Consider the following 13865-nt stretch of genomic DNA (forward strand, 5'->3'; position numbering starts at 1 on the left):
GGTGCTCAGGGGACCCGGCGGACGGCGCCGGTGTCGGCGCTGGTCGCCATGTGCGCGTACGCCCGCAGCGCCTTGGACACGGTCCGCTGCCGGTCCACCGGCTGCCACGGTCGCTCGGACGCCTCCATCTTGGCCCGCCGGTCGGCGAGCACCTCCGGCTCGATCAGCAGCTCCAGCGAGCGGGCGCGCACGTCGAGCCGGACCCGGTCGCCGTTCTCCACCAGCCCGATCGTCCCGCCGGCGGCGGCCTCGGGGGAGACGTGTCCGACCGAGATGCCCGACGAGCCACCGGAGAACCGGCCGTCGGTGATCAGCGCGCACGCCTTGCCGAGCCCCGCGCCCTTGAGGAACGCGGTCGGGTGCAGCATCTCCTGCATGCCCGGCCCGCCGGACGGGCCCTCGTACCGGATCACCAGCACGTCACCGGGCTTGATGTCCTTGCGCAGGATCGCCGATACCGCGTCCTCCTGGCTCTCCAGGACGACGGCCGGGCCCTCGAACTCCCAGATGTCCTCCGGGATCCCGGCGGTTTTGATCACCGCGCCGTCGAGGGCCAGGTTGCCGCGCAGCACGGCCAGCCCACCGTCGGCGGAGTAGGCGTGCTCGATGTCCCTGATGCAGCCGCCCGCGGCGTCGGTGTCGAGGGACGACCAGCGGTTCTCCGTCGAGAAGGCCTGCGTGGTCCGGACCCCGCCGGGGGCCGCGTGATAGAGCTCGACCGCCCGCTCCGACGGGTTCGACGACCGGACGTCCCACTCGGTGAGCCACTGCTCCAGCGACGGCGAGTGCACGCTGTGCACGCCGGTGTTGAGCAGCCCGGCGCGCCACAGCTCGCCCAGCAGGGCCGGGATGCCGCCGGCCCGGTGGACGTCCTCCATGTGGTAGTCCGAGTTCGGCGCGACCTTGCTCAGGCAGGGCACCCGGCGGGAGACCGCGTCGATCGCGGCGAGATCGAAGTCGATCTCGCCCTCCTGCGCGGCGGCCAGGATGTGCAGCACGGTGTTCGTCGAGCCGCCCATCGCGACGTCGAGCGCCATCGCGTTCTCGAACGCCTCGCGGGTCGCGATGTTGCGCGGCAGCGCGGACGCGTCGTCGTCGCGGTACCAGCGGGTGGCCAGGTCCATCACGGTGCGCCCGGCGTCGAGGAACAGCTCGCGGCGGGCGGCGTGCGTCGCCAGCGTCGATCCGTTGCCCGGCAGCGACAGCCCGAGCGCCTCGGTCAGGCAGTTCATCGAGTTCGCGGTGAACATCCCCGAGCACGACCCGCAGGTCGGGCAGGCCGACCGCTCGACCTCGGCCAGCCCGGCGTCGTCCACCGCGGACGACGCCGACGCGGCGATCGCGGTGATCAGGTCGGTCGGCGCCTGCGCGACCCCGCCGACGACGACCGCCTTGCCGGCCTCCATCGGGCCGCCGGACACGAAAACGGTCGGGATGTTCAGCCGCATCGCGGCGTTCAGCATCCCCGGGGTGATCTTGTCGCAGTTCGAGATGCAGACCAGCGCGTCGGCGGCGTGCCCGTTCACCATGTACTCGACGGCGTCGGCGATGATCTCGCGCGAGGGCAGCGAGTAGAGCATCCCGCCGTGGCCCATCGCGATGCCGTCGTCGACGGCGATCGTGTTGAACTCCTTGGCGACCCCGCCCGCCTCCACGATCGCGCTCGCGACCAGGTCACCCATGTCCTTGAGGTGCACGTGGCCGGGCACGAACTGGGTGTAGGAGTTGGCGATCGCGACGATCGGCTTGCCGAAATCGTCGTCGCCCATGCCGGTGGCGCGCCAGAGCGAGCGCGCTCCGGCGGCGTTGCGGCCGTGGGTGGTGACGCGGGAGCGCAGGGCGGGCATGTCGTGGGTCTCCAGACGTGTTCTGGACGGCGCGGGCGGCCGGGCGGGCGCGCACGTCGCAGTGGTGTCGCGGTGGTGGGGCACACCGGCCCGGGGCGGCGCGCGCGGGCGGGCGGATCGACGCCCGGGGTTCCGTACGTGCCGTTCGTCCCCACGGTACGCCCACGGGCGGGCGCGCTGGCGTACCGGGGAGCGTCCTCAGCGCTCGCGGAGGATCGTGAGGATCGCCTCGAGCTGGCAGTCGATGCCGTCGAGGCGTCGGTCGACCCCGTCGAAGCGTTGGTCCATACCCTCGATGCGTCGGTCGATCCCGTCGAAGCGCTGGTCGATCCCGTCGAAGCGCCGGTCCACGGAGCTGCTGAGCTCCTGCAGCCCGACCTCCACCGAACCGACCCGCCGGTCCACCGAGTCGACCTTGCCCTCGATCCGGGTACTGATCTCGTAGAGGGCGTCGATGTCGGCGCCCTGCCGCCGCACCCGGCGGTCGAGCTCGGAGCGGTCCATCCCGGGCGACGACATGGCGGCGAGGGTAGGGCACCGCCCGCGCCCGCGGGGCCGAACGGCGGATCCGGTCTCAGCCCTCGCCGACCGGGTCGGCGAACCGCCCGCCGGAGGCGACCGACAGCGCGGGCAGGTCCCGCACGTGCACCGCGGGCAGCACGAGCTCGTCGTCGCCGGAGAGCACCGCGCTCACCGACGACCGCTTCCCCAGGCGCAGGCCGCGCACCTCGTCCCAGGCGACCGTGCGCGACCCGGTGAGGGTCCGCACCGCCACCGTCGACGGGTCCACCGTGGTGCGGATCCGCAGCACCCACACCGTCACCGCGACCGGCACCAGCAGGAACAGCCAGAAGTACGGCACGCTGAAGTACAGCGGCAGGCCACCGACGGCGGCGAACAGCGCCACCACGATGGTCAGCCGGGACGGTTTCAGCACCAGCCGGCGGGTGCCCTCCCGGACCTTGCGGCCCTCGTCGCGGACCCGGGGTGTGTAGGCGACGCCGACGTCCACATGCTGGACGGGCCCGGCGGTGGGGGTCGGCTCCCCGGCCGGGGCGGTCTCGGCGGCCTCGCGGTCGTCGGTGCTGCTCACGACTCCAGTGTGACACCGCCGGACGGACGCCCGCGGCCCCGCTCGGGTGGGGCCGTTTGACGCCGCGCGTGGGACACGTGCTAGCGTCGGACCATGTTCGACGTTCGAATCATCGTACTTCCCGGGCGCGTCGCCGCCTGAGTTCGACTCCTTCGAACGGCACGACGACGCGCTCACCCTCGCAGGAGCCCGGACCTCCGGGCGGCGGGGGTTTTTTCATGTCCGGCATCTGATCGACAACGATCTCCAGCGAGGCAGACCCAGATGACCACCGCCCACTCCAGGTCCGGCGCGCCCGGCCCGAAACCCGGCCCGCCGCCGGGCCGGCCCACCGTGCCGCGCACCGATCCGGCCCCCCGCAGCCACGGCGCGGTGACCCCGGACACCACGGTGCCCGGCCCGCGGATCGTCGACGAGCCGATGAGCGGGGCCCAGTCCCTGGTGCGCTCGCTCGAGGAGATCGGCTGCGAGGTGGTCTTCGGGCTGCCGGGCGGCACCATCCTCCCGGCCTACGATCCGCTGCTCGACTCGACGAAGGTGCGGCACATCCTGGTCCGGCACGAGCAGGGCGCCGGGCACGCCGCCACCGGCTACGCCCAGGCCACCGGCAAGGTCGGGGTCTGCATGGCGACCTCGGGCCCGGGCGCGACGAACCTGGTCACGCCGATCGCGGACGCGCACATGGACTCGGTGCCGCTGGTCGCGATCACCGGTCAGCAGACCCGGCCGCTGATCGGCACCGACGCCTTCCAGGAGGCCGACATCACCGGCATCACCCTGCCGGTGACCAAGCACAACATGCTGGTGACCGACGCCGCGGAGATCCCGCGCGCGATCGCCGAGGCCTTCCACCTGGCGTCCACCGGCCGGCCCGGGCCGGTCCTGGTGGACATCCCGAAGGACGTGCTGCAGGAGCAGACCACGTTCTCCTGGCCCCCGGAGCTGCAGCTGCCCGGCTACCGGCCGACGACCCGGCCGCACGGCAAGCAGATCCGCGAGGCCGCCCGGCTGATCCGGGAGTCCCGCAAGCCGGTGCTCTACGTCGGCGGCGGCGTGCTCAAGGCGGAGGCGTCGGCGGAGCTGAAGGAGCTGGCGGAGCTGACCGGTGCGCCGGTCGTCACCACCCTGATGGCCCGCGGCGTCTTCCCGGACAGCCACCCGCAGCACCTGGGCATGCCGGGCATGCACGGCACCGTCGCCGCGGTCGCCTCGATGCAGCGGTCCGACCTGCTGGTCGCGCTCGGGGCCCGGTTCGACGACCGGGTCACCGGCAAGCTGGAGAGCTTCGCCCCGGACGCGAAGGTCGTGCACGCCGACATCGACCCGGCCGAGATCTCCAAGAACCGGCGGGCCGACGTGCCGATCGTCGGGGACTGCAAGGAGGTCCTGACCGAGCTGATCGAGGCGGTCCGGGCCGACCGCGCCCAGCACGGCGAGCCGGACCTGACCGCCTGGTGGCGGCAGGTCGGCGGGCTGCGCGACCGGTACCCGCTCGGCTGGACCGAGCCGGCCGACGGTGCGCTCTCGCCGGAGTTCGTGATCGAGCGGATCGGCGCCATCGCCGGCCCGGACGCGATCTACACCGCCGGCGTCGGCCAGCACCAGATGTGGGCCGCCCAGTTCGTCCGCTACGAGAAGCCGCGCACCTGGCTCAACTCGGGCGGGCTCGGCACCATGGGCTACGCGGTCCCGGCCGCGATGGGCGCCAAGGTCGGCGAGCCGGACACCGTCGTGTGGTGCATCGACGGCGACGGCTGCTTCCAGATGACCAACCAGGAGCTCGCCACCTGCGCCATCGAGGGCATCCCGATCAAGGTCGCCGTGATCAACAACGGCAACCTGGGCATGGTCCGCCAGTGGCAGAACCTGTTCTACGGCGAGCGCTACTCCAACACCGATCTCAACACGCACAAGCTGCGCATCCCGGACTTCCCGATGCTGGCCGAGGCGATGGGCTGCGTGGGGCTGCGGGTCGAGTCGAAGGAGGACGTCGACCGGGTCATCCACCAGGCGATGGAGATCGACGACCGGCCGGTCGTCGTCGAGTTCGTGGTCGGCGCCGACGCGCAGGTCTGGCCGATGGTCGCCGCGGGCACCAGCAACGATGAGATCAAGGTCGCCCGCGACATCCGGCCCGAGTTCGACAACGACGAGCTGGCGGCGTCGGTCGACGAGGTCGCGGATGTGACCTCGCGCAGCGCAGGCGGAGCGAGCATCGACACCGAGAAGGCCCTGTCCGAGGCGGAGAACGACCGATGAGCGAGCTGCACACCCTGTCGGTCCTCGTCGAGGACAAGCCCGGTGTCCTGGCCCGGGTCTCCGGCCTGTTCTCCCGCCGCGGCTTCAACATCAACTCGCTGGCGGTCGGCCCGACCGAGCACCCGGACATCTCCCGGATGACGATCGTGGTCGAGGTCGACGAGCTCCCGATGGAGCAGGTCACCAAGCAGCTGAACAAGCTCGTGCACGTCATCAAGATCGTCGAGCTGGAGCCGGACGCCTCGGTGCAGCGCGAGCTGCTGCTGGTCAAGGTCAGGGCCGACGCGACCGTGCGCAGCCAGGTGCTCGAGACCGTCCAGCTGTTCCGGGCGAAGGTCGTCGACGTGTCCCCGGAGGCCGTCACGGTCGAGGCCACCGGCACCGCCGACAAGCTCGGCGCCCTGCTCCGGATGCTGGAGCCCTACGGAATCCGCGAGATGGTCAAGTCCGGGATGGTCGCGGTGGGCCGCGGCCCCCGCTCCATCACCGCGGCCTCCGTCCGCTAGACAGACGTCACACACCCCTCCGAGAGGAACCGTCCCAGAGTCATGAGTGTCAACATCTACTACGACGCCGACGCCGACCTGTCGATCATCCAGGGCCGGAAGGTCGCCGTGATCGGCTACGGCTCCCAGGGACACGCCCACTCGCTGTCCCTGCGTGACTCCGGGGTCGAGGTGAAGATCGGTCTGCCGGAGGGCTCGAAGTCCCGGCAGAAGGCCGCCGACGAGGGCCTCGAGGTCGGCACCCCGGCCGAGGTGTCCGCCTGGGCCGACCTGATCATGGTGCTGGCGCCGGACACCAAGCAGCGCACCATCTACACCCAGGACATCGAGCCCAACCTGAACGACGGCGACGCGCTGTTCTTCGGGCACGGCTTCAACATCCGCTACGAGCTGATCAGGCCCCCGGCGAACGTGGACGTCGCGATGGTCGCCCCGAAGGGTCCCGGCCACCTGGTCCGCCGCCAGTTCGTCGACGGCAAGGGCGTCCCCGCCCTGATCGCCGTCGAGCAGGACCCGACCGGCAACGCCAAGGCGCTCGCGCTCTCCTACGCGGCCGGGATCGGCGGCGCCCGCGCGGGCGTCATCGAGACCACCTTCAAGGAGGAGACCGAGACCGACCTGTTCGGCGAGCAGGCCGTGCTCTGCGGCGGTGCCGCCGCCCTGGTGCAGACCGGGTTCGAGGTGCTCACCGAGGCCGGTTACGCCCCGGAGATCGCCTACTTCGAGTGCCTGCACGAGCTCAAGCTGATCGTCGACCTCATGTACGAGGGCGGCATCGCCAACGAGCGCTTCTCCATCTCCGACACCGCGGAGTACGGCGACCTCACCCGCGGCCCGCGGGTGATCACACCCGAGGTGAAGAAGAACATGGAGGCGATCCTCAAGGAGGTCCAGGACGGGACCTTCGCGCGGGAGTGGGTGGCCGAGGACGAGAACGGCCGTCCGAACTTCACCAAGCTGCAGCAGCAGGGCCAGGAGCACCCGATCGAGCAGGTCGGCGAGAAGCTGCGCGGCCTCATGAGCTGGGTCGGCGAGAAGGCCAAGTGACGCCCGGCCCGGTGCACCGGGCCGGATGATCACCGCCGGGGGCGACCCGGCAGGATGAGGCCCGCGGACCGCACGGTCCGCGCCCGCCTGGGGCCCGGGCGCACCCACTCGGGATCAGGCATGCGGAACCCCCGCCCGTCACCATCGGGCGGGGGTTCCGTGCATTCCGGCCCTCGGTGTGGATCACCCCTACGACCCCGCTCACGTCGTTCCGCCGGGACGGCGGACCCGGCCTAGGATGGGCCGCGGCCAGGCACCGCACGACCCGACCCGGGGAGCACCGTCACACCGTGAGCACCGTCGCCACCCAGAACCGTCCCGTCGTCCTGCTCGCCGAGAAGCTCGCGCCCTCCGCGGTCGAGCTGCTGGGCGAGGACGTCGAGATCCGCCACGTCGACGGCACCGACCGGCCGGCGTTGCTGAAGGAGATCGCCGACGCCGACGCGCTGCTGGTCCGGTCCGCCACCCAGGTGGACGCCGAGGCGCTCGCCGCCTCGACGCGGCTGAAGGTCGTCGCCCGGGCCGGGGTCGGCCTCGACAACGTCGACGTCCCGGCGGCGACCGCGCGCGGCGTCCTCGTCGTGAACGCGCCGACCTCGAACATCGTCTCCGCCGCCGAGCACGCGGTCGCGCTGATGCTCGCCGCCGCCCGGCACATCCCGGCCGCCGACGCCGCGCTGCGCAAGGGCCAGTGGAAGCGCTCGGCCTACGGCGGGGTGGAGCTCAACGGCAAGGTCGCCGGCATCGTCGGGCTCGGCAAGATCGGGCAGCTGGTCGCGCAGCGGCTGGCCGCGTTCGGCACCCGGCTGGTCGCCTACGACCCCTACATCGCGCCGTCCCGCGCCGCGCAGCTCGGTATCGAGCTGCTGGAGCTCGACGAGCTGCTGCGCACCGCCGATCTCATCTCGATCCATCTGCCGAAGACCCCGGAGACCCAGGGCCTGATCGGCAAGGACCAGCTGGCGATCACCAAGCCGGGCGTGATCGTCGTGAACGCCGCCCGCGGCGGCCTGGTCGACGAGGACGCGCTCGCCGAGGCGGTCCGGTCCGGGCACGTCGGCGGCGCCGGCGTCGACGTCTACGTCAGCGAGCCGACCACCTCCAGCCCGCTGTTCGAGCTGGAGAACGTCGTCGCCACCCCGCACCTGGGCGCCTCGACCGCCGAGGCGCAGGACCGGGCCGGCACCGACGTCGCCCGCTCGGTGCAGCTCGCGCTGGCCGGCGAGTTCGTACCGGACGCGGTGAACGTGCAGGTCCACGGCACCGTCGGTGAGGAGGTCCGGCCGTGGCTGCCGCTGGTGCAGAAGCTGGGCACCACGCTGCACGCCGTCGCCGGGCGGACGCCGACCTCGGTCACCGTCGACGTCGCGGGCGAGCTGGCCGGCGAGGACGTCTCGGTGCTCGCGCTGGCCGCGCTGCGCGGCGTGTTCACCCACGTCGTGGAGGACCAGGTCACCTTCGTCAACGTGCCGCAGCTGGCCGAGGCCCGCGGCGTCTCGGTCGAGGTCACCACCACCCCGGAGAGCGCGAACCACCGCTCCGTCGTGCAGTTGCGCGGCGCCATGCCCGACGGCGAGTCGATCACCGTCTCCGGCACCCTCACCGGGCGGGCCGAGGTGCAGAAGCTGGTCGAGATCAACGGGCGGCACTTCGACCTGCGCGCCGAGGGCGAGGTCGTGCTGCTGGAGTACGCCGACCGGCCGGGCGTGATGGGCCGGGTCGGCTCGCTGCTCGGGGAGGCCGCGGTGAACATCGAGGCGGCGCAGATCTCGCAGACCACCGAGGGCACCGACGCGGTCATGCTGCTGCGGGTGGACCGGCACATCGACCCGGCGGTGCTGGAGCCGATCGGCGCCTCGGTCGGGGCCCGCACCATCCGGCTCATCTCCTTCGACGGCTGAGCCGGGGGCCCGCGGCGGTGCCCGCCGTTCGGCGGTGCACACGCCGCTCCGGTGTGGGATCGTGTCGGCCCGCGCACGGGATGGGGGGATGCGCGATGTGGCTGGTGAGAACGGTGCTGCTGTCCGCGACGGGGGTCGCGGTCGCACTGGTGCTGATGTTCCTGATCGCCTTCGTGACCGGCATCACGCTGACGGTGCCGGGGGTGGTCGCCGTCGAGTCGGTGATCACCGGGCCGCCGTCGGCGACGATGACCATCGGCCCCGGCCTCGCCCTGGTCGTCGCCGGGCTGGCCGTCCTGATCGAGGTCCCGGGCCGGCTGCGGGCGCGCCGGGCGCTCGCCGCCCGGCAGGCCACCCCGGAGCCGTGCGGGGCCGGGCGGTAGCGGCCCGGCCGGTCGTTCAGCCGCGCGGCGCCCAGCCCAGCGCCGGGCCCAGCTTCGTCGCCATGTCGGTGAGGATCTGCAGGTAGTCCTCCGGCGGGAAGCCGAACGGCAGCGCGAACACCACCTCGTCGACCTCCCGGAACCCGGCGTCCGCGTGGAGCGCCGCGGCGATCTCGTCCGAGGCGCCGACCAGGTCCCTGGCGAACAGCATGCCCGCCGGGCCCTGCGGCGTCCCGACCCGGACGTCCCGGGCCATGGCGTACTCGGTGTAGCGGGCCCGCTGCGCGGCCGTCGCCGAGTCGGTCGGCACCACCACCAGGCCCTGCGAGACGCGCCCGGCCGGGTTCGCCGCGCGGTAGGCGAGGATCTGCTGCCGCTGGATCGTCGCGAAGTCGGTCTCCCCGCACGCCGGGGCCCGCACGACGCTGCTGGTCAGCAGGTTCAGCCCCTGCTCACCGGCCCACACCGCGGAGCTGTCGCTGCCCGCGCCGTACCACATCCGGTCGATCAGGCCGGGGGAGTGCGGCTGCACACGCTCGGAGAACGTCTCGATCCCGACCGTCCCGGAGAACGTGCTCGCCGGCTCGCCGCGGACCAGCCGCAGCAGCCGGGACACCCGCTCCCGGCCGAAGTCCTCGACGTCGGCGGTGTCCGGGTACAGCGCTTCCCGCACGTGTTCCCACTGCATCGGCGGACCGACGCTGACACCGGGCTGCAGCCGGCCGCCGGAGAGCACGTCCACCGTCGCCAGGTCCTCGGCCAGCCGCAGCGGGTTCTCCCAGCCCAGCGGGATGACCGCGGTGCCGAGCTCGATCCGCGACGTCCGCTGGGTGGCCGCGGCGAGCACCGCGACCGGCGAGGAGATGCCGTGCTGCAGGTGCCGGTGCCGGACGAACGCGCTGTCGAACCCCAGCCGCTCGCCGAGCGCGATCACCTCGAGGGTGGCCTCGTGGCCGGGACCCGGGTCGTCGGCGTCGAAGGAACCGATCGTCAGGAAACCGAGCCGGCGCAGCGGCTCCGGGGATGTGGGCACACCGGTGCCAACGCGGTCAGATCCAGCCCTCTTCCCAGGCCCGCCGGGCGGCTTCGTGCCGGGTCCGGGCGTCGAGCGTGGTCATCGCCGCGGACAGGTAGTTGCGCACGGTGCCCTGCGCCAGGTGCAGCTCGGCGGCGATGTCGGCGACCGTGCCGCCGGACCGCGCGGCGCGCAGCACGTCCAGCTCGCGGGTGGTCAGCGGGCAGTCGGCCTCGGTCAGCGCCATCGCCGCGATGTCCGGGTCGACGAACCGGCGCCCGGCGTGCACCCGGCGCACCACGTCGGCGACCTGCTGGGCGGGCGTCGACTTGGGCAGGAACCCGGACGCGCCGGCGGCCAGTGCCCGGCGCAGCACGCCCGGCCTGGCGTGCCGGGTGACCACGATCGTCCGGGTCGGGGAGCCGGCGAGCCGCTCGCACACCTCCACCCCGTCGCGCACCGGCATCTCCAGGTCGAGCAGCGCGACGTCCGGTCGTTCCCGGGCCGCGGCGTCCACCGCGGTGCCGCCGTCGGGGCACTCGGCAACCACCCGGATGTCGTCCTCCAGGTCGAGCAGCGCGACCAGCGCGGTGCGGGTCAGCTCCTCGTCGTCGGCCACCAGCAGCCGGATCGGCATCCGTTCCGCTGCACTCACGCGTCCACCCCCGCCGTGTCGCCGGTCTGTTCGCCGGTCCGGTCCCCCGGGCCGTCGGGTCCGTCCTCGGAGCCGCTGAGCAGCACCACCCGCAGCCGGAACCCGCCCGCGGCGTCCGGACCGGCCTCGACGTCCCCGCCCCGCTTGCCGATCCGGTCCCGGACCCCGGCCAGCCCGGTGCCGCCGTGCGGGTCGGCGGCGGCCGGCTCGTCCGGGACACCGTCGTTGTACACGTCCAGCTCGGTGCGGTCACCGGCCCGCCGCACGGTGAACCGCACCCGGGACGGGTCGCTGTGCCGGAGCACGTTGGTCGCGGCCTCCCGGACCACCGGGCCGAGCAGCACCGCGTGCACCGCGGGGACCACGGACGCGTCGCCGATCACCTCGGCGTCGGCACCGGCGGCGCGCAGCAGACCGGCCGCGTTGCGCAGCTCGCCCGCGAGATCGGCGTCCCGGTAGCCGCGGACCAGCGCGCGGGTCTCGGCGAGCGCGTCGGCGGCCAGGGTCCGGACGGTGCGGGCGTGCCGCGCCGCCGCCTCCGGGTCGGCGCCGACGAGCCGCTCGGTGAGCTCGGCGTGCATGGCGATCGCGTGCAGCGAGTGTCCCTGCACGTCGTGCAGCTCGGCCGCGATCCGGACCCGCTCCCGGGTGGTCGCCAGCTCCTCGGCCAACCGCCGCGCCTCCTCCAGCCGGTCGAACACCCGGAGCATCCAGATCTGGCCGAGATCGGTCGCCGCCGGGAACGCGAGGAAGAACAGGGCGACCAGCGGGCGCAGCCACGGCGTCGCGTACTGCGGCAGGCCGGCCGCCGTCGCCGCGGCGGCCGCCGCGACGGCCAGCAGCCCGGCGGCGACCAGGTCGGCGCGCCGCCAGCCGCGCACCGCCAGCAGCACCGACAGCGCCACCCCGGGCACCAGCAGCCACAGGGCGGCGGCCCGCGGCGCCTGGTGGGCCACCACCAGCAGGCCGGCGGTCCCGGCCAGCAGCGCGGCGACGGCGATCCCCTGGCGGAGCACGGTGGGCGGCGCGCCGTCCGGCCGGACGAGCGTCAGGTGGGCGCCGGCCACCCCGGCGAGCACCAGCACCAGCAGCAGCGACGGCGGGCTGGTCAGCGGGTGCGGCCAGACGCCGTCGGCCAGCACGAGCGCCGCCATGCCGGTGAACAGCACCGCCGTCACGACGAGGCCGGAACGCAGGTAGACGCGCACCGCCCGGATCCCGCCGGCGGTCGGGCCTGCGCCGTGCCCGTCCGACCGCCTGACAGATGTCATCCCACGCCCCCGCCGAAGTCATCCCCGCCCGTGCGGTTCCGACCCTACTGACCGGACCGCCCGGTGGAGATGCTCGACGGGCACCGCCGGACCGGGGGAGGACCCGATGCAGCTGCTGATCGACATCGTGTCCGCCGGGGTGTCCCGGTGAGGGGGCGGGACACCCCGGGCGGCCCGGCGATCGAGGTGCGCGGCCTCGGCTTCCGGTACGGCGGCACGATCGCGGTCGACGGCGTCGACCTGGTCGTGCACCCCGGCGAGGTCTTCGGGCTGCTGGGCACCAACGGCGCGGGCAAGACGACGACGCTGGAGCTGGTCCAAGGGTTCCGCGCGCCGCACGCCGGCACCGTCCGGCTGTTCGGGCTCGATCCGGTCACCGCGGGGCGCACCGTCCGCCGCCGGACCGGCGCCGTCCTGCAGCAGGCCGGGTTCCTGGCCGAGCTGACCGTCGCCGAGACGATCCGGATGACGGCCGCGCTCTCCAGCCGCACCGACGACGTCGACGGCTGCATCGACCGGGTCGATCTCGGGCACCGGCGGGACGTGCCGGTCGGACGGCTCTCCGGCGGGGAGCGGCGCCGGCTCGACATCGCCACCGCCACCTGGGGCGGGCCCGACCTGGTGATCATGGACGAGCCCACCACCGGCCTGGACCCGGAGTCGCGCCGGGTGCTCTGGGCGATGGTCCGGCGGCTGCGGGCCGGCGGCGCCGCGATCGTCCTGACCACGCACCACCTGGAGGAGGCGGAGGCGCTCGCCGACCGGCTGGCGATCATGCACGCCGGCCGGGTCGCGGTCGCCGGGACCCTGGCCGAGGTGCTGGCCAGCCGGCCCGCCGCCGTCACCGCGGAGCTGGACGCCGGGATCGGCCCGCCGCGGATGCCGGGGCTGAGCAGCGCGTCGGCCGGGCACGGCCGCACCGCGCTGCGGCTGGAGTCGGCCGACCTGACCCGCGCGACGCACGCGCTGACCGGCTGGGCGCTGGACGCCGGCGTCGCGCTGCACCGGCTGCGGGTCACCGGGGCCGGGCTGGACGAGGTGTTCCATGCCGTCAGCAGGGGGACCGACCCGGCGGACCCGGCGGGGCGGGCCCGGTGAGCGCGCCGGCCGGGCGGCGCGGCGGCCGGTGGTGGCGGCTGGCGCCGGTGGAGACGCGGATGCTGCTGCGCCGCCGCACCGTGGCGCTGAGCCTGCTCGCCGGGCCGCTGATGATGGTGTTCTTCGCGGTCGTGGTGGCACCGGAGGACCCGGCGGGCTGGGGGATGCTGGCCGGCATCGCCGGGCTGGTCGGGATGCTGCTGTCGGTCTACGCGACCAGCTCGACGGTGTTCACGCTGCGCCGCGAGTCGGGCGCACTGGCCCGGTTGCGGACGACCGAGCTGTCCGGGCCGGGGATCGTCGCGGCGACCGGGACACCGCTGTTCGCGGTCGGGGTGCTGCAGACGCTGCTGGTGCTCGTGGTGTTCACCGCGCTCGGCGCCCCGCCGCCGGCACAACCGCTGCTACTGGTCGTCCCGATCGTGCTCGGCGCCGCGTTCTGCGTCGTCGCCGGGGCGCTGACCAGCACGTTCAGCGCGGGCGCCGAGAGCGTCCAGTTCACCGTGCTGCCGCTGGTGATCGCCACCTCGGTCGCCGCGAACCTGCTGGCCACCGGGATCGACGGGCCGCTGCGCGCGATCCTGCTGCTGGTCCCCGGCACCCCGGTCGCCGACCTGGTCGTGACCGCGTGGACCGGGGTGCCCGGAGCCGACGTCGGCGGCCTCGCCCCGGCCGTCCTCGGCCCGCTGCTGCTGCTGGCCTGGAGCGCGGTCGCGGTGCTCGGCGCCGCCGCCCGGTGGCGGTGGACGCCGCGCGGGTGACCGGGTCGCGAGTCACCCGGACGGGCGGT

Annotated in this window: 13 protein-coding genes; 7 read left to right on the plus strand and 6 right to left on the minus strand. The window is 73.9% G+C overall.

Annotated elements, in window-relative coordinates; translation table 11 throughout:
* Window positions 1-5: 5 nt before the first annotated feature.
* The 3 genes from ilvD to ABZ881_RS03340 all read right to left on the minus strand — a co-directional run bounded on the left by ilvD (window position 6) and on the right by ABZ881_RS03340 (window position 2940).
* Window positions 6-1847, minus strand: a complete 1842-nt coding sequence (gene ilvD, locus ABZ881_RS03330) for a dihydroxy-acid dehydratase (RefSeq protein ID WP_358481442.1) — start codon at window positions 1845-1847, stop codon at window positions 6-8.
* Window positions 1848-2045: 198 nt separating this feature from the next.
* Window positions 2046-2366, minus strand: a complete 321-nt coding sequence (locus ABZ881_RS03335; RefSeq protein WP_358481444.1) for a hypothetical protein — start codon at window positions 2364-2366, stop codon at window positions 2046-2048.
* A gap of 55 nt (window positions 2367-2421) precedes the next feature.
* Window positions 2422-2940 carry a PH domain-containing protein gene (locus ABZ881_RS03340; protein ID WP_358481445.1) on the minus strand — a complete coding sequence of 173 codons (519 nt, stop codon included), beginning with the start codon at window positions 2938-2940 and terminating at the stop codon, window positions 2422-2424.
* A 264-nt stretch (window positions 2941-3204) separates the two neighbouring features.
* On the opposite strand from ABZ881_RS03340, the gene ABZ881_RS03345 reads away from it, so the two are divergent.
* The 5 genes from ABZ881_RS03345 to ABZ881_RS03365 all read left to right on the plus strand — a co-directional run bounded on the left by ABZ881_RS03345 (window position 3205) and on the right by ABZ881_RS03365 (window position 9036).
* Entirely contained in the window at window positions 3205-5199 is a 1995-nt protein-coding gene (locus ABZ881_RS03345; protein ID WP_358481446.1) for an acetolactate synthase large subunit, read from the plus strand.
* A complete protein-coding gene (ilvN, locus tag ABZ881_RS03350) occupies window positions 5196-5705 on the plus strand; it encodes an acetolactate synthase small subunit (protein ID WP_344027366.1) in 510 nt (169 codons plus the stop codon). Before ABZ881_RS03345 ends, ilvN begins: the two co-directional genes overlap by 4 nt.
* A 42-nt stretch (window positions 5706-5747) precedes the next feature.
* Window positions 5748-6752, plus strand: a complete 1005-nt coding sequence (ilvC, locus tag ABZ881_RS03355) for a ketol-acid reductoisomerase (protein WP_358481448.1) — start codon at window positions 5748-5750, stop codon at window positions 6750-6752.
* Window positions 6753-7042: 290 nt separating this feature from the next.
* Window positions 7043-8653, plus strand: coding sequence for a phosphoglycerate dehydrogenase (serA, locus tag ABZ881_RS03360; RefSeq protein ID WP_358481450.1), 1611 nt, complete (start codon window positions 7043-7045; stop codon window positions 8651-8653).
* Between the two features lie 95 nt (window positions 8654-8748).
* The gene (locus ABZ881_RS03365; RefSeq protein WP_358481452.1) at window positions 8749-9036 is read left to right on the plus strand and encodes a hypothetical protein; all 288 of its coding nucleotides are present in this window, start codon (window positions 8749-8751) and stop codon (window positions 9034-9036) included.
* Window positions 9037-9052: 16 nt separating this feature from the next.
* Here the strand turns inward: ABZ881_RS03365 and ABZ881_RS03370 are convergent, their stop codons facing one another.
* Genes ABZ881_RS03370 through ABZ881_RS03380 form a run of 3 tightly spaced genes read right to left on the minus strand, consistent with a single transcriptional unit; the run spans window position 9053 to window position 11914 of the window.
* Complete coding sequence (locus tag ABZ881_RS03370; RefSeq protein WP_358481453.1) at window positions 9053-10069, minus strand: LLM class flavin-dependent oxidoreductase; 1017 nt, start codon at window positions 10067-10069, stop codon at window positions 9053-9055.
* Window positions 10070-10085: 16 nt separating this feature from the next.
* Window positions 10086-10688, minus strand: a complete 603-nt coding sequence (locus ABZ881_RS03375; RefSeq protein WP_358481583.1) for a response regulator transcription factor — start codon at window positions 10686-10688, stop codon at window positions 10086-10088.
* 14 nt (window positions 10689-10702) lie between these two features.
* Window positions 10703-11914, minus strand: a complete 1212-nt coding sequence (locus ABZ881_RS03380) for a histidine kinase (RefSeq protein WP_358481455.1) — start codon at window positions 11912-11914, stop codon at window positions 10703-10705.
* Between the two features lie 210 nt (window positions 11915-12124).
* On the opposite strand from ABZ881_RS03380, the gene ABZ881_RS03385 reads away from it, so the two are divergent.
* Window positions 12125-13075 carry an ABC transporter ATP-binding protein gene (locus tag ABZ881_RS03385; RefSeq protein ID WP_358481456.1) on the plus strand — a complete coding sequence of 317 codons (951 nt, stop codon included), beginning with the start codon at window positions 12125-12127 and terminating at the stop codon, window positions 13073-13075.
* On the plus strand, window positions 13072-13836 hold the full coding sequence (locus tag ABZ881_RS03390; RefSeq protein ID WP_358481457.1) for an ABC transporter permease: 765 nt from the start codon (window positions 13072-13074) through the stop codon (window positions 13834-13836). The genes ABZ881_RS03385 and ABZ881_RS03390 overlap by 4 nt, the downstream gene beginning before the upstream one ends.
* The last annotated feature ends 29 nt before the right edge of the window (window positions 13837-13865 follow it).

This window comes from Pseudonocardia sp. NPDC046786, assembly GCF_040645415.1.
Taxonomy (GTDB): Bacteria; Actinomycetota; Actinomycetes; order Mycobacteriales; family Pseudonocardiaceae; genus Pseudonocardia; species Pseudonocardia kongjuensis.